Raw genomic sequence first — 22,124 nt, forward strand, 5'->3', positions numbered from 1 at the left:
CTTCTCTTTGGCCGTTCAAAGAACATGACTCCCTCGAACTGCGAAACTGCGTTTCGGTTTCTCATCATCTAGTCGCCTTCAAGGCGAGTAAAAGCATTCAAGGATTCAAGCATTCAAGGATTCAAGCATTTTACCCGCCGAGCCTAAAGGCTCAGTTCCTAAAATATAATTGCTTAGCTTAAAAAACTAAACATGCCGGCTAGCGTCTATTCTTCCCGTACGTTTTTCTTGGGCTGAACAATTCCTTTAGCAAATGAAATCATGGACGATTTCATTAGGCTTGGCTCTGCACATGGATGTGCTGTCCAAGCCGGTGCGTTAAAAAGGAGTTGGGCAGTGCAAGATAAAAAAACGTCTAGGCGAATTAAACGACAGTTTAGGTTCATGAGCGGGACAGGCTCTGCCGTCCCTGTATCCGCTTTTCTCTTGCTTACTTCTCTTTGGCCGTTCAAAGAACATGACTCCCTCGAACTGCGAAACTGCGTTTCGGTTTCTCATCATCTAGTCGCAGTCAAGGGCGAAAGACCAACAATGAAAGCTAAACCAAAAGCTCACAAGCGAAGGCTTATAGCAAAAAAATTAAATTACGATCTTAATTAATGGGATTGGTATTACATTATCGGTAAGGTCGATTTTATACACCGCAAGCAGAAAATCGGTGCTAAAGCGCACCCGACGAGCTACGAAACTGCGTTTCAGCTTATCATCATTTATTCGCTGTCAAAGGCGGAACCACCAACAACGAAAGTTACACCAAGCCAATACGACTACGAAAATTCCCGTACGTTTTTCTTGGGCTGAACAATTCCTTTAGCAAATGAAATCATGGACGATTTCATTAGGCTTGGCTCTGCACATGGATGTGCTGTCCAAGCCGGTGCGTTAAAAAGGAGTTGGGCAGTGCAAGATAAAAAAACGTCTCGGGCGGCTTTTCTCTTGCTTACTTCTCTTTGGCCGTTCAAAGAGAAGTAAAGTCGCCGTCAAAGGCGAAAGACCAACAATGAAAGCTAAACCAAAAGCTCACAAGCGAAGGCCTACAAAAAACCAATGTGTCATCATCATCCAAATCGGTGCGCGGAGCGCACCCTACGAACTGAGTTTCTCGCCGTCAAAGGCGAAAAGCTCAACAAAAAAAGTTAAACCAGACGCCTTAAGCGAAAGCCTACAAAGAACCAATGTGATGTCACCACACAAATCGGTGCGCGCAGCGCACCCTACGAACGGCGTTTCGGTTTCTCGCTATCAAAGGTGAAACCACCAGCAATACAAGTTACACCAAAAGCACAGATTCAAATATCAACTAATCGAAGGGGATTACTTTCTGGGGCAAAAGCTAATTGAAAACCTAAACCCCAGCAAAGAGAAGTGAATTAATGCTCGCGCGTTTTTCTAAAACGAACATCCGGGTAGCGTTCGATAGCAAGATTTAGATTGACCATAGTCGGCGCAATGTAGGTGAGGTTATTACTGCCGTCTAAGGCTAAATTATCGTAAGCTTTTTTCTCAAATTCAGCCATTTTCACAGGGTTATCACTTTCAACCCAAAGGGCCGTTGCAACACTAATGCCCTCATAAATAGCATCCACTTTGTATTCCGATTTTAAACGTTGCACAACCACTTCAAATTGAAGCACACCCACAGCGCCAACGATTAAATCATTACTGCGCAGCGGTCTGAAAACTTGTACAGCTCCCTCTTCAGACAGTTGCATTAAACCTTTCAACAGCTGTTTTTGTTTGAGCGGATCAAGCAAACGAATACGGCGGAACATTTCCGGTGCGAAATTAGGAATACCAGCGAATTTAAGCGTTTCACCACTAGTAAATGTATCACCGATTTGAATAGTACCGTGGTTGTGTAAACCAATAATATCACCGGGATATGCTTCTTCAGTAGCGGTTCTGTCACCCGCCATAAAGGTAACCGCATCGGAAATACTGACCATTTTACCGGTGCGGACATGATGCATTTTCATGCCTTTTTCATATTTCCCGGCACAAACACGCATAAAGGCAATCCTATCACGATGCTTAGGATCCATATTTGCTTGAATTTTAAAAACAAAGCCGGAAAAAACATTCTCAAGAGGTTCAACAATACGTTGCTTTGCAGCGCGGGATAATGGTTTTGGCGCCCACTCAACAAGGCCGTCCAGGACATGATCAACACCAAAGTTACCCAGTGCAGTACCAAAATAAACCGGTGTTAATTCACCTTTTAAAAACAGCTCATGATCAAATTTATGCGAGGCGCCGACAACCAATTCCAACTCTTCACGCAGGTCGTGAATATGGTTAGGCAGTACGCTTTCAAGCTCCGGATTATCCAGCCCTTTAATAGTACGCACCTCTTGAATAGTGTGCCCCTGACCCGATGAATAAAGTATTACCTCATCACGTAACAGATCATAAATACCTTTAAATTCTTTACCCATTCCGATAGGCCAAGTAATAGGCGCACAGGCAATATTTAAGACAGCTTCAACTTCATCCATTAAATCAACCGGATCCCGAGTTTCACGATCGCACTTATTCATGAAGGTTATAATCGGCGTATCACGTAAACGGGTGACTTCCATTAATTTAATAGTACGTTGCTCAACACCTTTTGCGGCGTCAATGACCATTAAACAAGAATCAACCGCCGTTAAAGTACGGTAAGTATCTTCCGAGAAATCTTCGTGTCCGGGAGTATCTAATAAATTAACTAATCTGTCTTTATAGGGAAACTGCATTACCGAGGTAGTGATAGAGATACCACGATCTTTCTCCATCTCCATCCAATCAGATTTTGCATGCTGACCAGATTTTTTACCCTTAACGGTTCCTGCTTTTTGTAACGCGTTTCCAAATAATAAAACTTTTTCAGTGATAGTTGTTTTACCTGCATCGGGGTGAGAGATGATCGCAAATGTTCTTCTCTTCTCTACATTCTCTATAATGTCTTTACTTGTCATTCTTTATTATCTCGAATTTTGTGCACCAGCTGGTGCACAATAATTTTTAAAAGGATTCATGAATATATTTTTGCGATTATAGCAAATTCAGCAAAGCAATTCATTTAATATCAGTAATAGCAATTCCACTAATGAGGTGATCTATTTAGACAACCGAAAAACCCATCAAAGCACGGCATTGATTGCAGTCATATCCAAAGAGATTAAAAGTTTAATGATTTGTTTTTTTGGTATTTATGAATATAGGCGAGCGTGAAATGTTTTTATCAGGGATCTAGAGAGTACCAACACTCTGTTCAACAGATTGAATCAACATAATAGGCTAATTAATGGAATGGGTATTATCTTATTCGTAGGGTGCATCCTAGCTTTCGAGCTTTCGGGCTTCGGGCGTCGGGCTTCGAGCGTCGGGCTTCGAGCGTCGAGCTTTCGAGCGTCGAGCGTCGAGCGTCGAGCTTTCGAGCGTCGAGCGGCGGGCTTCGAGCTTCGAGCTTTCGAGCTTTCGGGCGGCGGGCTTCGAGCTTCGAGCTTTCGAGCTTTCGGGCGGCGGGCGGCGAAATTGAATCGACATGATAGGTTAATTAATGGAATGGGTATTATCTTATTCGTAGGGTGCATTTTATGCACCGCAGGCAGCAGCAATCGGTACGTGAAGCGCTACGAGCTACGAGCTACATCCTATTAAGCAGGCTAGCCGAGGATGGTAAAACGTTAGGCATCAGGTAGAGCAGGTAAAAACACTTTGCTAAAGGAAATGGGCAAATCTGATCACTTAATTATTTTTCGAGATAAAAGCGTTTTAATCTCGACATGTGTGACGCTTAGCATTCTAGTTAAATACTCCGCATCAAAGCGTCACAGGTTGTACTAAGATAAATAATACGCAGTTTTTAAGCAGTAAGCGGGAAGCAAGGAGCGGGAAGCAGTAAGCGGGAAGCAAGGAGCGGGAAGCAGTAAGCGGGAAGCAGTAAACAGTAAATAGGATGAGTAATAACCCCAATACAGACCCTAATGGAGGCGCTATGAAACAAGTCATTGCATTTTTTATTTTCCTGCTGATATCTTTAAATACCCAGGCACAGGGAAATTCCAGCTTTAATAGTGAAATGGGTCATTTTGCTGGCGGTGCTTTTTCAGCCGCTGCGACTGTGGTTATAGTAGATAAATATTTTCCTGAACAAAACAGCGCTTGGGTAGGATTTGCACTCACCAGCACAATAGATGCATTACTTGAATATCGTCAATATCAGTTAGGTGATAACTCCGCAAGTGATGCCTTGCTCGATGCCTCATCGCATGCATTAGGCGCTGCATTAGGTGCCTATCTTACGGATAAATACATTATCACCCCCACCGTCGCATTCGATGCAAATAACAATGTTTATACCGGCATTAATATTGCATTCGATTTTTAAATTAAGCCTTAGATAATCATATCGCTAAGGCGCAATAAAAAACCAGAAATGGCGCTTTTATGTCTTTTCATCATCAGTAACTTGCCTTTAAAATCTATTTTTATTCACTCGATTAATAACAGGCAGAAATAAAGACAAATACCTGTTAAAATAATTCACTCAAAATTATTTAATGTCAAATGGTGAACCATGAAAATATTAGTACGTAACCTTGCTGCGGCAACCACTGAAGAAAAATTAAACAGCTTATTTGTAGAATATGGCACCGTACAATCTTGCAGCTTAGTACTTGATAAAGTGACAGGAAAATCCAAAGGTTTTGGGTTTGTAGAAATGCCAAAGGTTGGCGAAGCAAAAGCGGCGATGAAAACATTAAACGGTTACAAATTAGCCGGTAATTTCATTCGCGTAAAAAAAGCAGAATCTAAAGCCGAAGCGGTTGAAGATTCAGCAACCACTGCAGAAAAAAAGGCCTAACAAGGGTATCAGCTATCAGCTATCAGCCGATAGCCGATAGCCTTCAGTTTTCAGCTCTCAGCCTTCTGTCCTTAACTCTCAACTCATCGCTCGTAGCTCCCAACTCGTAGCCCGCCACTCGCAGCCGATAGCCGTCAGCCGATAGCCTTCAGTTTTCAGCTCTCAGCCTTCTGTCCTTAACTCTCAACTCATCGCTCGTAGCTCCCAACTCGTAGCCCGCCACTCGCAGCCGATAGCCGTCAGCCGATAGCCATCAGCCTTCCTTAAGCTTGATAAAAACCTTCAACACTATCAATAAACGCGCTTAATTTATCCTTAGGCAGTTTATTAATCCCGGCAGCGGCGGCACGTCCGCCTCCCGTGGTAAATTGACTGCAGAGTTCACCCGCTCCCTGCTTATTGCTTAGCGGTGCGCGCAGTGAGACCAAATAACTGCCGTCGGCATTTTCGGTTAATACAGCATGGGCAGAATTCGGCCCTTGGTTTGCGAGTAAATTGCCATATACCCCGCCGATACGACGCGCCCAGGCAGCATTAGGCAGAATATAGACAGAAAGCAGCTCACTGCGATAATTTGCCGAGACCGCTAATGCTTCTTCCATATCCGATTGATAGGCCTGCTGCAATTGTTTAAAGGGGGAGGCCTTATCGGCAATAACATCCAATGGCGACAGGTACTTCAGCAATGACTGGTACAAATTGGCCGGATGAAAATGGAGATCATCGATCTTCGCACCATAACCATTGTAATTAATGAGCGTGCCAAGCTCCTTAAGCTGCTCAGCTTCGATTTTAGTCAGCCCCGCATCCGCCGCTAATTGATCGGCTTTACTTATTAAGTTATCACCATAAGCGGCGGTAATAGCCCATTCATGAAACTGTCCATCCAATAATTTATCAATAATTAATGCCGTACAGGTATTAGCGTCTAAATCAATAATTGCCTGCAGGTTTTCATGCACAGGTATTTCACCCGAACGGTGATGATCGGCATAAAAAACCTCAGCGCCGTTAGACAAAGCCCGGTTTACCCCGTCGATATTTTTTTCCATCGAGATATCAAGCACGGTTAATTTTTCACCGGCAGCGGGATCAACTTGGCCTACCAGGTTTATATCGCGCTTAACCCCCGTTACCAACTTATTTTGCTGCGGAGAGGCCAGACGCAATTGCAACAAAGCGATAATGCCATCGGCATCACCATTAAAAACATCGTAATTCATAATAATCCTTTTAGAAATAAGCTGACGGTTATCGGCTATCAGCTGACGGCCAACAGCTATCAGTATCGAGCTGCGAGTATCGAGCTTCGAGCTTCGAGCTTCGAGTGACGAGCTGCGAGTATCGAGCTTCGAGTGACGAGCTGCGAGTGACGAGCTGCGAGTGTCGAGCTTCGGGTATCGAGCTGCGAGTATCGAGCTTCGAGCTTCGAGCTTTCCAGCCTTCAAGCTTTCCAGCTTTCCAGCTTTCCAGCTTTCCAGCTTTCCAGCTTTCTGCTCGCAGCCCGCAGCCCGTAACTCCCTGCCCTCCAGCCTTCAAGCTTTCGCGCCTTCAGCCCGCTATATATTCCTTCTTCTGCAAATAGGAAATCACTTGCTGTGCACATTCTTGTACCGATTTATCTGCGGTTTGCACATGCACTTCAGGATTAACAGGTGCTTCATAGGCTGAGTCTATTCCAGTGAAATTTTTAATTTCGCCGGCACGCGCTTTTTGATAAAGCCCCTTAGGGTCGCGCTGTTCACAAACCGCCAAGGGGGTATCGATAAACACTTCAATAAATTCTCCCTCTGCAAGCAAATCACGCACCATTTGGCGATCTGCATTAAAAGGCGAAATAAAGGCACTGGAGACCAGTAAACCTGCATCAACGAATAATTTCGACACTTCTCCAATACGGCGAATATTCTCGATACGCCCTTCATCAGAGAAACCCAAATCCCCATTTAGACCATGACGAATATTATCACCGTCTAACACATAGGTTTTAGCGCCCAGTTCATGGAGCATATAATCCACTGCGTTAGCAACAGTCGATTTACCCGACCCGCTTAACCCGGTAAACCACAATACCGCCGGTTTATGACCGTTTAATTTAATACGCGACTCATGCGAAACCGCCGCCTTATGCCAAACAACATCCGATGACTTATCGCCATCAACTTCTTTATTACTGTAGGGGGTAGACATAAAATTCTCTTTCTAGTTATCGGCTGACAGCTATCGGCTGACGGTTATCAGCTGTCGGTTAAAATTTCTTTGAAAATCAGCGATCGGCTATCGGCTGACAGCTGAAAGCAGAAAGCAAACGGCTATTGGTTATCGGCTGACAGCTGAAAGCAAACCGCTGACAGCTATCAATTACAGGCTGAAAACTGAAAGCAAACCGCTGACAGCTATCAATTACAGGCTGACAGCTGAAAGCAAACCGCTGACGGCTATCGGTTATCGGCGATCGGCTGACGGTTATCGGCTGACAGCTGAAAGCAACCGGCTGATCGCCGATTCATAATCCAAAAACCAGCGTAATCGCAGTGACTGCAACAACACCATAAATAATACTGACGGGTAAGCCGACTTTCACAAAATCAATTAATTTGTATTGCCCGGCATTAAATACCATCAGGTTAGTTTGATAACCGTAGGGGCTGATAAAACTGCCACTGGCGCCAAAAGCGACCGCCATAATAAAGGCCATTGGGTTAGCATCCAGGGTAACCGCCAAACCATAGGCGATAGGAAATATCAGTGCGGCTGCGGCGTTATTGGTCACCAGTTCGGTTAACCACCAGGTCAGAATATAGATAATAATCAGAGCAAATAACGGCGATAGCCCAAGCGCATAACTGTCCACAAAAGCCGCGAAGAAATCCAGTAAGCCACTATTTTTTAATGAATAAGAAAGCGCTAAGGCCGATGAGATAATTAACCACAGCTCGGCGGGTAATCGGCGCAATAACTCACCCGAGGTAATACTGCCGGTCAAAATCAGTAATCCAAGTAAAATAATCAGACCTTTAAACAATGTAAAAAGACCTAATGCAGAACCGAGAATAGCAGCAAAAAAACCTAATGTGGCAAGTAACGCCTTGCCGCCGCTCAGCATTGAATCAAGCTCAACGCCGCTGACCAAAATAAAGTTTTTACTGATATTACGCCGTGATTTGAAATCTTCACCGACCGCTAATACCAGATAATCACCCGCGCTTAGCGTCACTTCACCGAGCTTGCCGGATAAATTTTCTCCATCGCGTTTAATGGCGACCACGGCCGCATCAAACAAAGCACGAAACCCGGCTTCTTTTAAGGATTTCCCCAGTAAGACACTTTCAGGACGAATAACCACTTCAGTGAGATTATCGAGCTGCAACCCCTGATGATGAGCAAAAATAGACAGACCGTCAAATTGATTTAATTGCTTAACTTTGGTCACATCACCACTGAAAATTAAGCGGTCATTTACCTGCAGTACTTCCGTAGGCGGTACAGGGCTAAGCAAATGCTGCCCGCGCACGATCTCCACCAGAAATAATGATTCTAACTGGCGCAAGCCATTTTCCTCAATGGTTTTACCCACTAAGGTCGATTTTTCACTCACTTTCGCATCAATAAAGTAACTTTGCAGCACTTCACCATTAACATGATGATCAGGTAAAAAGCGCGATAAAAACCATAACGTTATGCCACAAGTAATAACAAGACAGAGGCCAACCAGAGTGAAATCAAAAAAGGAAAGGGAAGGTAATCCGGCGCCCATCACCAAACTGTTCACAATTAAGTTAGTCGAGGTGCCAACGAGGGTCAGCGTGCCACCCAGAATAGCGGCATAGGACAGCGGCAACAGTAATTTACTGCCGGCATGGTAAGGGTTATTGCGGATCGGCGCCAGCATAGTGGATACGACGGCGGTATTATTTAATAAAGCGGAAGATAAAACCGTAAAACTGAACAAATGAAAAAATGTTTTGCCGTAGCTTTTATGGATAACCTTAGTCGCAATCATCCGTAAAAACCGGGTTTTTTCCAGGGCAAGCGAACAAACTAGCAACAGTATTAAAGTCAGCAATCCCTGATTAGAAAAGCTCGACAAAACTTGCTCAGTACTCACCATATTCGAGACAAACAAAATCAGCAGCGTAATACCAAAGATAAAAGCGGGACGCTGTTGAAACTTAATTAAGCCAATAATCGTTCCGACAAAAACAGATAAAACGAAATAGGAGTCAATATTCATAAAATTCCAAGGGAAAAGCTACGAGCATATAGCTGCGAGCTGCGAGAAAATAGCTACGAGTAGCGAGCCAATAGCTGCGAGCCCGTAGCTCCAAACTCCCAGCCCCTAGCCCGTGGCCCGTAGCTCCTAACTCGAAGCCCCAAACTCGTAGCCCGAAAACTCGCGGCTCGAAGCTCCTAACTCGAAGCTCGTAGCCCGTAGCTAGCCGTCGCTCTTTAGCCTTTAAGAATATCCTTGGTTTCCCAATGCGGATAATGCTTACGTACCAGGGCATTAAATTCAACTTCAAATGCACTGTATTCAGGGACTGTTTTAGCAAGTGCTTCAGCCGAGCCGCTAATCATACCAGCGCCTACCGTTGCATTAGTCAGGCGGTCAATCATAATAAAAGCGCCCGTGGCACGATTTTCAGTGTAGCTGTCAAAGTGAAGCGCTTCAGCCGTCTCAAAATTACAACTGCCGATTTCATTTAATGCCAGTTGATTCGCCTCACCTTTCTCCATGGTATTAACATCAACTTTGTTATTGATAGAAATAACCGAACCATAAGTAGAGTGTGCGCCCGCTTTAATGATGTATTCACGGTCAACATGTAGTGCTTCTTCGGTCATCCAGACCAGATCGGCAACAAAGTTTTTGCTCGAAGTTGGTTTTTCATGCGGACGAACAATCATATCTCCGCGGCTGATATCAATTTCATTTTCCATTGTCAGCGTAATAGCCATACCCGCAAAGGCACTTTCCAACTCACCATCAAAAGTAACGATAGATTTAACTTTACTCTGTTTACCCGAAGGTAATGCCTGAATAGTATCGCCGACGCGAATTTCACCGGATGCCACCGTGCCGCAGAAACCGCGGAAATCTAAATTCGGACGATTAACATACTGTACTGCCAGGCGGAATTTATCGTTGATATCAGTATCAATTTGAATAGTATTGAGCAGACGTAATAAAGGTGAACCCGGGTACCAGGCCATATTCTCACTTTCATTAACAACATTATCGCCTTTCAATGCCGAGATAGGCACAAAACGGATATCTGCAATATTTAACTGCTTAGCAAATTCACGGTAATCCGCTTTGATTTTTTTATAAACAGCTTGATCATAATCAACGGCATCCATTTTATTTACCGCAACCACTAGATGCTTAATACCTAATAATGAGCAGATATAAGAGTGACGACGCGTCTGCACTTGCACACCGTAACGCGCATCAATCAAAATAATAGCCAAATCACAGGTCGACGCACCCGTTACCATATTACGTGTATATTGCTCATGCCCCGGAGTATCAGCAATAATAAATTTACGCTGTTCCGTCGCAAAGTAACGATAAGCCACATCAATAGTGATGCCCTGCTCACGTTCAGACTGCAGACCATCAACCAGTAACGACAAATCGAAATCTTCATTGGTGGTATTAAACTTTTTAGAATCTTTTTCAATAGCCGCCATCTGATCATCAAAAATCATTTTGCTATCAAATAACAAGCGACCGATCAAAGTCGATTTACCATCATCCACGCTACCGCAGGTGATAAAACGCATAAGATCTTTATTTTCATGTACGCGCAGATATTCTTCGATATCAGTCGCAAGTAAGTTTGAATCGTTTGACATAACAAATCCTTTATTGTTTTGAACTTTGAGTTACTAGCTTCGAGCTACGAGCTTCGAGATTCGAGCTTCGAGTTACGAGCTTCGAGTTACGAGCTTCGAGTTACGAGCTTCGAGTTACGAGATTCGAGCTACGAGATTCGAGTTACGAGTTACGAGCTTCGAGTTACGAACTTCGAGTTACGAGCTTCGAGTTACGAGCTACGAGCTTCGAGTTACGAGCTACGAGCTTCGAGTTACGAGTTTCGAGCTTCGAGTTACGAGCTTCGAGCTTCGAGTTTCGAGCTTCGAGTTTCGAGTTACGAGCTGCGAGCTGCGAGTAACGCCTTATATATTTGATCGAAGTGTTTTAATGAAACTGCCGAGCATACGGCCAATTTCTTCACATTCGTCACTAAGTGACTGACCGAGATGAAGTTCAATGTAATCAATCTCAACTGCAATCATTATTTGAGTTTTAAGCTCGCCGACTGAACCTTTAGCAATAACCATAAATCTAGCTTTATCTTTTTCAGTATCACGCTCTAACCCTTCAGCTATATTGCTTGGAACAGATAAACTCGAACGACAAATTTGATCTTTAAAGCCAAAATTTCGATTATCCGAAAATAGTTTATGAATAGTGACACTTAGACGAAAGCTTCTTTTCCAAACATCTAGATTTTCGTATCGCATAAATAATTCCTATGAGCTTCGAGTATCGAGCTACGAGCTATGAGCTATGAGCTTCGGGCTACGAGCTATGAGCTATGAGCTTCGAGCTATGAGCTTCGAGCTTCGAGCTATGAGCTATGAGCTATGAGCTATGAGCTTCGAGCTATGAGCTTCGAGCTATGAGCTTCGGGCTACGGGCTACGAGCTTCGAGCTACAAGCTTCGAGCTATGAGTTTTGAAATTCGAAGCTAGCATATTCGAAGCTCCTGACTCGAAGCTCGCAGCTATCATGTTCGAAGTTCGAAGTTCGCATATTCGAAGCTCCTGACTCGAAGCTCGCAGCTATCATGTTCGAAGTTCGAAGCTAGCATATTCGAAGCTCCCGACTCGAAGCTCGAAGCTATCATGTTCGAAGCTCGCAGCGACTTTTAAACCGCTACGCGATTTAAAAGTACCCCTCCATCTTTTTCTTTTCCATCGATCCCGCAGAGTCATTATCTATCACTCGGCCCTGGCGTTCGGAGGTGGTTGTTAGCAGCATTTCCTGGATAATTTCAGGCAGGGTTGTCGCTTGAGATTCAATCGCACCGGTTAACGGGTAACAACCTAGCGTACGGAAACGGACCATCTTCATTTCCGGTACTTCACCTTCTTTTAACGGCATACGTTCATCGTCTACCATAATAAGTGTGCCATCGCGTTCAACGACCGGGCGTTTTTTGGCAAAGTATAAAGGCACCATGTCGATATCTTCCTGGTAGATATACTGCCAGATATCAAGCTCTGTCCAGTTCGATAACGGGAACACACGAATACTTTCGCCACGATCCACTTTAGCGTTATAAATATTCCATAATTCAGGACGTTGGTTTTTTGGATCCCAGCGATGATTTTTATCACGGAAAGAATAAACACGCTCTTTTGCACGAGATTTCTCTTCGTCACGACGTGCGCCGCCAAAGGCCGCATCAAAACCGTATTTATCTAAAGCCTGCTTTAAGCCTTCGGTTTTCATGATATCCGTATGTTTGGCACTACCGTGCTCAAAAGGACTGATCCCCATCTCTATGCCGCGCGGATTTTTATGAATCAACAAATCAAAATCATATTTTTTTGCTATGTTATCGCGAAATTCAATCATCTCTTTGAATTTCCAGTTGGTATCAACATGCATTAGCGGAAACGGAATTTTCCCCGGATAAAATGCTTTACGCGCTAAGTGCAGTAATACTGAAGAATCTTTACCAACAGAATACAGCATCACCGGGTTATCAAATTCAGCCGCGACCTCACGCATAATTTGAATTGATTCAGCCTCAAGCGCCTTGAGGTGAGTTAATCTATTTTTTTTCATGATATTCCTTGGCTTTAACATTATTTGATTTTTATGCATGACACATTATGCATCAATGCAATCTGATAATTAAGGGATAAAAAGTTATAAGTAATAAGCGAATACTGTTAACAGCTGACGGCTATCGGCTATCAGTAGACGGTGAACAGCTGACGGCTATCGGCTACCAGTAAACAGTAAACAGCTGACGGCTGACGGCTAAAAACTGACGACTGACGGCTGACGGCTGAAAACTGAAAGCTGACGGCCGAAAGCTGAAAGTATCAACCCGCTCGTAATTTTCTACGTATTTTATTGAGTTTTCCCAAACGTTTCAACGCGAGCATTTTTTTGAATGTTCTTAGTAAAATCCAGATATGTGACAGCGAACATTGGAAAGCACAAAACAGCGTAAGAAAAGCCACTAACTGCACCCAATCGGGTATTGAAAAAAGGGTAGCGAACACTCCAATCATACTTAACATCAGGGCTATACAGGTAATAAAAATCAAGGTTTGTCTGGAAGTAAAACCCGCGCGCATAAAAATATGGTGCAGGTGGTCCCTGTCTGCTGCAAAAGGTGAATTACCCTTTTTAATGCGACGCATTATAATCGCAGCCATATCCATTAAAGGTAAAGCAATAAACCAAACCGCCACGACGGGAGAAAAATAAGGCGCGCTGCCCGATGAGTCCCCCTGACTGCCAATTGCCAGTAACCAGATCACGGTAAAGCCGATAAACATACTACCTGCATCACCCATAAATATTTTTTTACTGCTAAAGCGCGTCAATTGCAGGTTATAAAGCAGATACGGTGCTAACACTACAACGCATAACAGACAGAAAAAGGCCACCTCAAGATCCCCGGCTATATAGAAGATAATCGTTAGCGGCACAAAAGTAGCGAAACTAACACCGCCGATTAAGCCATCAATACCATCAATCATGTTATAAGCGTTGATTGCCCCTAACACGGCAAAAATAGTAAAAGGATAGGCAAAATAGCCGAGAGAGACTTCACCAAAAGAAAATAAATCGCCCAAATCAAATATCACACGATCGGCAGTAAACATCATAATCGAAGCGATGAGCACTTGGGCTAAAATGCGTATTCTAACACTCAAATCAAAACGGTCATCTAAAGCGCCGATGATCACCATTAACAATGATGCAAAGAGGTAAATCAACAGTTCAACATTTAACGGTTCGGTAAAAAGGAGCAAAATTCCAGTACAGAACAAGCCAATATAAACTGAAATGCCGCCCACTAAAGGAATTTCTCCCTGATGATTCTTTCGTGCATTGGGTTTATCCGTTAACCCAATCTTTATTGCCAATGGTTTTAACCCCTTAATTGCAGAAAATGAAGCAACAAAGGCAAAAACAAGAACAGCTAAATAAAATAACATGAAATAATTTCCTAAAAATTAAACGATTAACAAACACCATCAATTGATATGCAAAATAGTGCAGATTATGCTCGGTCGAGCAAAAAACATAAATATATCTAACCAATATGCCTTTGAAATATGACGATTATATTAATTCCCCATCGTTTTTTCAAGCATCCCTCAGTTCTCGTTATTTCCGAGATCACTTAATCGGGAAGGAACAAATTTTTCACTCCTCAACAAAACACTTTGAGGATGACAGGGAGTAGAGTCACTCCCTGTCATCCTGTCTTTAGGCGGGGCAATGTTTTATAAAGACATCTTGTTAATAATTATCATTGGCTGAGTTAAAAAAATAACAACTACCGAGCCTGAAGGCTCAGTTCCGAAAATATAATTGCTTAGCTTAAAAAACCTAAAAATTTCGGCTAACGTCTATTCTTCCCGACCGTTTTTCTTGGGATGAACAAATCCTTTAGCAAATGAAATCCTGGAGCGACAAATTTTTCAGGAACAAATTTGAACGTTGGAGTTTACGACAACGACCTGAAAGGCGTAAGGCAGGACGCCCGAAGTAATTTACGCCAGTTCAGGTTATGAGCGGGCTAAGCTCTGCGTGCCGTTTCCAGTGCATAGAATACCAAACCAATGCGGCTACAGAGATTCCCGTACGTTTTTCTTGCTCAATCAATCTCTTTAGCAAGGGGAAACATGGAGGTTTCCACTAAGTTCGGCTCTGCACATGGATGTGCTGTCCGGACTGGTGCGTTAAAAAGAGATTAATTTAGTAAGATAAAAAAACGTCTCTGGCGGCTTTTCTCTTGCTTACTTTTCTTTGGCCGTTCAAAGAACATGACTCCCTCGAACTGCGAAACTGCGTTTCGGTTTCTCATCGTCTAGTCGCCGTCAAGGGCGAAAGACCAACGATGAAAACCACACCAAACGCTCACAAGCGAAGGCCTACAAAGAACCGATGCAGCATCTACCAGCAGTCAAGGGCGAAAGGCCTACAAAAAACGATGGGGCTACGGAAATATTAGCTAATCAGCGCCAAACAGATCACGGGTGTAAACCTTATCTGCAACATCCGCTAATTCATCGCTCATACGGTTGGATACAATTACATCGGAGGTTGCTTTAAACTCAGCCAGATCCGTTAACACTTTAGAATGGAAAAATTCCGCTTGTTTAAGAACCGGTTCAAAAATAACTACTTCAATCCCTTTCGCTTTCAAACGTTTCATAATCCCCTGAATGCTTGAAGCACGAAAGTTATCGGAGCCGGATTTCATAATCAGACGGTAGATACCGACACGTTTAGGATTGCGTTTAATAATAGAATCAGCAATAAAATCTTTTCGTGTGGTATTTGAATCAACTATTGCACCGATAATACTGTTCGGCACATCCGCATAGTTGGCACGTAACTGCTTAGTATCTTTGGGCAGACAATAACCTCCATAACCAAATGATGGATTATTATAGTGATTGCCAATACGCGGATCTAACCCTACCCCTTCAATAATTTGGCGGGCATTCAGATCATGGGATTCAGCATAAGTATCTAATTCATTAAAAAAAGCAACACGCATCGCAAGAAAGGTATTGGAAAATAACTTAACCGCTTCCGCTTCGGTTGAATCCGCAAACAGCACGTCAATATTTTCTTTAACTGCGCCCTGCACTAATAAATCGGCAAATACCTTGGCGCGTTCACTCTGCTCACCCACAATAATACGGGAGGGATGCAAGTTATCGTATAACGCACTGCCCTCACGTAAAAACTCAGGTGAAAAAATAATATTGTCACAACCAAACTTTTCTTTCACCTGTTTGGTATAACCCACCGGCACAGTGGATTTAATCACCATTACCGCTTGCGGATTAATAGCCATTACATCGACAATAACAGCTTCAACGGATGCTGTATTAAAGTAGTTAGTTTCAACATCGTAATCGGTTGGCGTGGCAATAATCACAAACTCAGCATCTTTATAAGCAAGCTGTTTATCGAGCGTTGCCGTAAAATCAAGATCTTTATTGCTTAAGAAATTCTCAATTTCAACATCGGCAATTGGGGATTTTTTGTTATTTAGAAGGGTGATTTTTTCTGCAATAATATCAACAGCAATCACTTCATTGTGTTGCGCCAACAACATAGCGTTTGAAAGGCCTACATAGCCTGTTCCTGCGATAGCAATTTTCATAATTTAATAAATCCTACAAAAAAAGACATTCATAAAAATGAATGCCTTTAAAAAATATAAATGTCTATTGGCGAAATTAATAGATTCACTAATAAACAAACTAAAATAGTGGGGAGTAAGGAAACCTCGTTACTCCGGAAATATCGCCACGGTCATTCACGAAATACAGTATCTATCATTCCCGAGGTCTTGTAATCGGGAACCTCAGAACAAGCAGCACCATAAAAAGAAACTACACTTACAAATAAAATCATTAAAAAGCCAATATCATGTCAGAAAACAACCTGCAATTTATATACTATCTAACAAAAAAGATGGTGTACTTTACATAGGTGTAACCAGTAACCTACCTAAACGAGTGTATCAACACCAAACACACCAAGTCGATGGATTCAGTGAAAATATAATTTTAATGATCTAGTTTATTTTGAAATGCATGACGCCATGCTCGATGCAATTTCACGAGAAAAACAGTTAAAACACTGGAATAAAGAATGGAAAATTAGACTCATTGAAAAAGCAAAGCCCGAATGGTTAGATTTGTCTGAAAGCATATTATGAAACTCGACGAGTAAGGGCTCGCAGCACCATGCTCCTTTAATTTACGCATAAGTAATCGTTTCTTACTTATTATAAAACTCTTTATACCAACGAACTAAATTTGCAACACCTTCAGCGACACCCATTTGTGGTTTATAACCTGTGGCTGCAAACAAATCCTGGGTATCAGCATAGGTTTGATAAACATCACCGGCCTGCATACCGCGAAAGTTCTTTTTCGCTTCAATACCTAGCTCGGTTTCAATCGCCTTAATAAAGTCCATTAAATTAATGGGACTACCATGGCCGATATTATAAATACTGTAAGGGGCTGAGCTTGACGCTGGTATGCCCTCTTCAACGGACCACTTATCATCACGAGCTGGCACAACATCAACAATGCGAATCACACCTTCAACAATATCATCGATGTGGGTGAAATCTCGCCACATGTCACCATTGTTATTTATATCGATGGTTTCACCATTTAAGATTTTTTTAGTAAAGATAAAAGGCGCCATATCCGGACGTCCCCAGGGGCCATAAACCGTAAAGAAACGCAGCCCTGTGGTTGGAATATCATACAAATGCGAATAAGAATGGGCCATTAACTCATTCGATTTTTTAGTGGCTGCATAAAGTGATATCGGGTGATCAACTGAATCTGATGTTGAAAATGGTACTTTGCTGTTAAGGCCATAAACAGAGCTTGAAGAGGCATATACTAAGTGTTTCACCTTAGTATTTCGGCAACCTTCAAGGATATTTAAATGCCCCACTAAATTAGAATCAGCATAAGCCATCGGGTTTTCGATAGAATAACGAACCCCAGCCTGAGCGCCTAGATGCACAACACGATCAAACTGATGATCAACGAATAAAGCGGCCATCATCTCTCTATCTGCTAAATCCATTTTTATAAATTGGAAACGCGCATGTTCAGCACGCTTTAAACGCGCCTGCTTTAAATTAACATCATAATAGTCATTAATATTATCAATACCAACAACATCATGGCCAACAGCCGTTAAACGCTCCACAACAGTACTTCCTATAAAACCTGCGGCACCCGTTACTAAATACTTCATTTTTATTCCTATTAATCCGCACCAAACAGATCTCGCGTGTAAACCTTATCGGCAACATCCGCTAATTCATAGCTCGTAGAGTTCGACAAAATCATATCAAAGCTTACTTTAAACTCTTAAAGATCAGTTAATACTTTAGAATTAAAAAACTCAGCTTGTTTAAGAACCGGCTCAAAAATAACCACGTAAATACATTTAACTTTTTTAAAAATGTATTCTTGATAGACTGCCCTTTGATAACTGTTTTTTATTATTTATCTGTTTATGTTGATTTTTTTGACAAGTAATTCAGCCGCTTTTAATGAAGGATGATTATCATCAAAATAAAGTGGAACGCCATTTTTTGTTGCAAAGCAGTTTTCTTTGTCACAAAAAACATTTTCTGTCTCAATAATTATTACATTTTCAGGATAATTTGCATTATCAAAATAATTTAAGACGTAATTATTTAAATCGGAGTAATCCGAATATTTTCTTCCCTTTATATTATTTAAATCTTCATTTTTTAAATAATTATCTCTTAGATAATTATTTATTTTTCCGTCAAGTCTGGGGATTGGTTTAAATATATAAACGTGTTCTTTATTATTAGCCAGCGTAGTAACTAACTCATCAATTGAAGATAAGTATGCTTCCCTATTTACACTATTACCAGATAGCCATAAAGAATAACGATAATTAATTAAAACGTTTTTAATCTGCTTATCTTTTACTATTGAATTAACCGCCTCATTAGTCCAATTTGCGCACCGTGCAAAGTTATCAGATTTTTTATATGAAGGAGCACAATCCGAGAAACTAAAGTGCATTAATCCTTCATTTTTATTTCTTAATTTTTTTGCTAACGCATAGGCAATCTCAACAGAATGGCTATCTCCAATCGTTGCCCAAGTAACATTATCATTAAAATAGGTACATGCATCACTAGGCTTCATAGCAAAAACACCGCCAGTATGACAGCGATCACGATAAGGACTTTCTTCTATCAATGATGATATTTTTATTAAGTCAGGATTGAAAAAGGCTTTACTGTATATACCCTGTGTACTATATGTAAAAGTGCCAATCCCTCCGAGTAAAACGGCCATATAAATGGGCTTACATCTCATGTATCCGGCTAGATTTGAAAAACCGTTTTTAAACTTTAACTTTTCAACGTACTTATGGCTTAAAAATCCTAATAATATAGAAACAACAATTCCAATGTAAATCCACCGCTCTGATAACGAAAAATAATACATAGCAACAACAAAGGGCCAGTGCCAGAGATAAATAGAGTAAGACCACCCACCTAATTTTTGGAAAATAAAATTACTCGTTATGAAGCTATCATTTCGTTGTGCTTGAATTAATAAAAAAGCACCTAATACTGGGAATATGGCCAAATATCCGGGCCATAAGTTATCTTTTGAAATGAAAATATAAGAACAAAAAATCAATGAAATTCCAACGATTTCTAGTTTTATTTTATGCTTTTGTTGCAATACTATTGGAAATAAACAAGCTGCACCACCAACCATCATTTCCCAAGCTCGTGTAGGCAGTAAATAATAAGCAGAGTTAGGTAATTTGTAAGTTGCAATAACACAAAAAATGAAACCGAACACCGCACCAATTAACACCATATATTTCATTACGTTAATAGACGTAAAGCGTTTCATAGCTACAAGTGCTATCGGATAAATAACATAAAACTGCCATTCAACTGAAAGGGACCAAGTATGTAATAACCATTTCCCATGTGATGAAGCATCAAAGTAACCGGACTCTTGCCAATAAATAATATTAGATATGAATCCCATACTGCTTGCGACATGTTTACCTAATATTTTATAGTCCAATGGCGTTAAATAAAACCACCCGAAAACGAGCAATACAAGGCAGAGTAAAGCCAGTGCAGGAATAATCCTGTTTGCACGGGCTACATAAAACTTCAGAATAGAAAAGTTTTCTTGCTCTATTCCTCTGAATATTATTCCTGTCATCAAAAAACCAGAGATAACAAAAAAAACGTCTACCCCAGCAAAACCACCAGGTATCCATGACGGATTAAAGTGAAATAATACAACTGCGATCACCGCAATCGCACGTAAGCCATTTATATCTTTTCTAAAATGCAAAATTAATATCTTTTAATAGGGGATGAAGGCGATAGTAGCATGCTTTCTTATTCTACTTATTTTAAAATAAGTAGATCATCTCGGTACAGGTTCTGGGTAATATATTCTTTAACATTTTCATTTATTGCTAAGAACAATAGATTCTACTTTGGGTTTTTTACTAAAAATAATGGTTAAAAAAGAAGTGGCATAAACCTTACATTTTCTAGATAGATTTTTTTCAAAAAAAACGTGGGAAAAGTAAGAAAAAATAACCATCAAAAGAATTAGAAAAGAAACGTTAAACCAACTATAACCAAATTTGGGCAGCACTATTCCACCAATTTCCTGATGAATAAGATATAGCGGGTATGACATTGCACCAAATAAAGATAAACACTTATATTTTAGATTGATAAGCCTGAGAGATATTAATGTGAATATAATGAAAAATGATAATATAACGAATACAATAACTTCGAATGACTTTAAAAAATCTATTCCATTAAAAGATCCTCTGTACATAACATAGCTATCAAAAAGAGAGAGAATAGAACAAAAAACAAGTAATGATATGATATTTTCTCCACATTCCAACCATCTCTATAACAGCTAAAAAATATAGCTCCAGAGGCAAAATAGGGAATATATTTCAACAGAAACAGAGTGCCAATAACAGGAGGCTGTGTCCCCGTTTTTGTCACATACAGCCAAAAAAATAGAGAAAAAAACAATAAAACAGCCAAAATACGATTTATATGTTGAAATAGATTTAGTGAAATTAAAAGAAAAATAAACCCATAAAAAATTATTTCATTTGTTAAAGTCCAGTATGACCCATCTATATGTGGGACACCAAAAAATTGTTGAAGCATAGTCAAATTTATAAAAAACTGAGTTAATGAAATTTGACCAAAATAAAATATAAAAACAGACGTAATTAACAAACACCCCAATATGTCGGATATAATCGAGCAAATCTTGAAGATATAAATTCGATACGCGTTTTCCCAACAGCTGACCAACAAATAACAAAACCGCTAATCATAAAGAAAAGTTGCACACCCAAATTACCATATTGGAAGATTTGGCTCATTGGAGAAAAATATATAACTAATTCAGGCTCAACACTCCAATAAATATAATGATAAAAAACAACACAAAGGGCTGCGAAAAAACGTAAAAAATCTAATATATATAAGCGTTTTTGTTTTTTTTCATGCATTTCCGTTTACTCTAATATGGTAATTTAAGGTAAATGATGACTGATATAAGGATAATACCTCTAGAGGTCAAAATCCCCGTCATTCCTGAAGTCACTTATTCAGGTATTTCAATAAAGATCCCTAAAAAAGTAAGAGAACGCAAATTTTTTGCGTTAATGCTACTGAACTGCTCTTCAATCCTCCCCCCCAATTAAAACGCCTCAGGGAGGCCTATTTAGGAAGCACCTCGAGTATGACAATGAGCGGAAAGACTACAGAATGACATCATATCTAAAATACAAAAATAAATACTGAGTCAACAGATCCGTTAATCTTAGTCTTTCTACCAGCATCAATTAGCACTTGAAATATTAGTATGAGCTGTCCGCACAATTTTATTATTTTCAATCGAGCCGGTAACCACTGCATTTGCACCAATAACACACCCGCTTCCGATGGTTGAACCTGCACTCACTACTGTATGTGCACATAACCATGTGCCACGACCAATATGGATAAGTTGTTGCTTGCCCCTTGCAAAACGATAAGAACCTGTTTCATCTCTACCATGTAGCGTACTAACAACAATACAATAAGGACCAAACAACACTTCGTCTTCTAAAGTAATCCCAGCAGTTCCATCTGCCCAACACCCCTCGGCTAAATAAACATTATTACCAATAGTAATTTGCGAAGGGCGAATAAAGCGAACTCTTGATCCGAATTGGAAGTTTTTACCACACTTAGTAAAAAATGGTTTCGCTAACCATCCCCTAATCTTACAAAAAAAAGGGTGATCAGGTAAAAAACTAGTAATTGTACAAATAAACCATAAAGGCAGTTCTTTAAACAAGTAATCGGTATATGTTTTTTTTATCATTTTGAATCCTTTCCTTGAA

General features: G+C 40.9%; 16 protein-coding genes. 3 read left to right on the forward strand and 13 right to left on the reverse strand.

Annotated elements, in window-relative coordinates; all coding sequences use genetic code 11:
- Positions 1-1,370 precede the first annotated feature (1,370 nt).
- Entirely contained in the window at positions 1,371-2,957 is a 1,587-nt protein-coding gene (prfC, locus tag CXF72_RS06200; RefSeq protein WP_101037782.1) for a peptide chain release factor 3, read from the reverse strand.
- A gap of 1,022 nt (positions 2,958-3,979) precedes the next feature.
- On the opposite strand from prfC, the gene CXF72_RS06205 reads away from it, so the two are divergent.
- A complete protein-coding gene (locus CXF72_RS06205) occupies positions 3,980-4,372 on the forward strand; it encodes a hypothetical protein (RefSeq protein ID WP_101037784.1) in 393 nt (130 codons plus the stop codon).
- Positions 4,373-4,561: 189 nt separating this feature from the next.
- Entirely contained in the window at positions 4,562-4,849 is a 288-nt protein-coding gene (locus tag CXF72_RS06210) for an RNA recognition motif domain-containing protein (RefSeq protein WP_101037786.1), read from the forward strand.
- Between the two features lie 263 nt (positions 4,850-5,112).
- Here CXF72_RS06210 and CXF72_RS06215 read toward each other — a convergent pair whose 3' ends face one another.
- The 8 genes from CXF72_RS06215 to CXF72_RS06260 all read right to left on the reverse strand — a co-directional run bounded on the left by CXF72_RS06215 (position 5,113) and on the right by CXF72_RS06260 (position 16,293).
- A complete protein-coding gene (locus CXF72_RS06215) occupies positions 5,113-6,072 on the reverse strand; it encodes an acetyltransferase (protein ID WP_101037928.1) in 960 nt (319 codons plus the stop codon).
- A gap of 328 nt (positions 6,073-6,400) precedes the next feature.
- On the reverse strand, positions 6,401-7,039 hold the full coding sequence (cysC, locus tag CXF72_RS06225) for an adenylyl-sulfate kinase (protein ID WP_101037788.1): 639 nt from the start codon (positions 7,037-7,039) through the stop codon (positions 6,401-6,403).
- A 316-nt stretch (positions 7,040-7,355) separates the two neighbouring features.
- The gene (locus CXF72_RS06230; protein ID WP_101037790.1) at positions 7,356-9,083 is read right to left on the reverse strand and encodes an SLC13 family permease; all 1,728 of its coding nucleotides are present in this window, start codon (positions 9,081-9,083) and stop codon (positions 7,356-7,358) included.
- 215 nt (positions 9,084-9,298) lie between these two features.
- A complete protein-coding gene (gene cysN / locus CXF72_RS06235) occupies positions 9,299-10,708 on the reverse strand; it encodes a sulfate adenylyltransferase subunit CysN (RefSeq protein WP_101037792.1) in 1,410 nt (469 codons plus the stop codon).
- 324 nt (positions 10,709-11,032) lie between these two features.
- Positions 11,033-11,380: a four helix bundle protein gene (locus tag CXF72_RS06245; protein ID WP_101037794.1), complete on the reverse strand. Its 348-nt coding sequence runs from the start codon at positions 11,378-11,380 to the stop codon at positions 11,033-11,035.
- Positions 11,381-11,804: 424 nt separating this feature from the next.
- Positions 11,805-12,713 carry a sulfate adenylyltransferase subunit CysD gene (gene cysD / locus CXF72_RS06250; protein WP_101037796.1) on the reverse strand — a complete coding sequence of 303 codons (909 nt, stop codon included), beginning with the start codon at positions 12,711-12,713 and terminating at the stop codon, positions 11,805-11,807.
- A gap of 263 nt (positions 12,714-12,976) precedes the next feature.
- A complete protein-coding gene (gene wecA / locus CXF72_RS06255; protein WP_101037798.1) occupies positions 12,977-14,104 on the reverse strand; it encodes a UDP-N-acetylglucosamine--undecaprenyl-phosphate N-acetylglucosaminephosphotransferase in 1,128 nt (375 codons plus the stop codon).
- A 1,022-nt stretch (positions 14,105-15,126) separates the two neighbouring features.
- Positions 15,127-16,293, reverse strand: a complete 1,167-nt coding sequence (locus CXF72_RS06260) for a nucleotide sugar dehydrogenase (protein WP_101037800.1) — start codon at positions 16,291-16,293, stop codon at positions 15,127-15,129.
- 328 nt (positions 16,294-16,621) lie between these two features.
- Here CXF72_RS06260 and CXF72_RS20120 point away from each other — a divergent pair, with 328 nt between their 5' ends.
- Positions 16,622-16,714: a hypothetical protein gene (locus tag CXF72_RS20120; RefSeq protein ID WP_332870223.1), complete on the forward strand. Its 93-nt coding sequence runs from the start codon at positions 16,622-16,624 to the stop codon at positions 16,712-16,714.
- 202 nt (positions 16,715-16,916) lie between these two features.
- Here CXF72_RS20120 and CXF72_RS06270 read toward each other — a convergent pair whose 3' ends face one another.
- From CXF72_RS06270 to CXF72_RS06295, 4 genes are all read right to left on the reverse strand, one after another.
- Entirely contained in the window at positions 16,917-17,921 is a 1,005-nt protein-coding gene (locus tag CXF72_RS06270; RefSeq protein ID WP_101037802.1) for an NAD-dependent epimerase, read from the reverse strand.
- Between the two features lie 254 nt (positions 17,922-18,175).
- Positions 18,176-20,041: an acyltransferase family protein gene (locus CXF72_RS06275; protein WP_101037804.1), complete on the reverse strand. Its 1,866-nt coding sequence runs from the start codon at positions 20,039-20,041 to the stop codon at positions 18,176-18,178.
- Positions 20,042-20,960: 919 nt separating this feature from the next.
- Complete coding sequence (locus CXF72_RS06290) at positions 20,961-21,245, reverse strand: acyltransferase family protein (RefSeq protein ID WP_101037809.1); 285 nt, start codon at positions 21,243-21,245, stop codon at positions 20,961-20,963.
- 332 nt (positions 21,246-21,577) lie between these two features.
- The gene (locus CXF72_RS06295; protein WP_101037811.1) at positions 21,578-22,105 is read right to left on the reverse strand and encodes an acyltransferase; all 528 of its coding nucleotides are present in this window, start codon (positions 22,103-22,105) and stop codon (positions 21,578-21,580) included.
- Between the last annotated feature and the right edge of the window lie 19 nt (positions 22,106-22,124).

Origin of the sequence: Psychromonas sp. MB-3u-54 (assembly GCF_002836415.1) — a bacterium.
GTDB lineage: Bacteria > Pseudomonadota > Gammaproteobacteria > Enterobacterales > Psychromonadaceae > Psychromonas.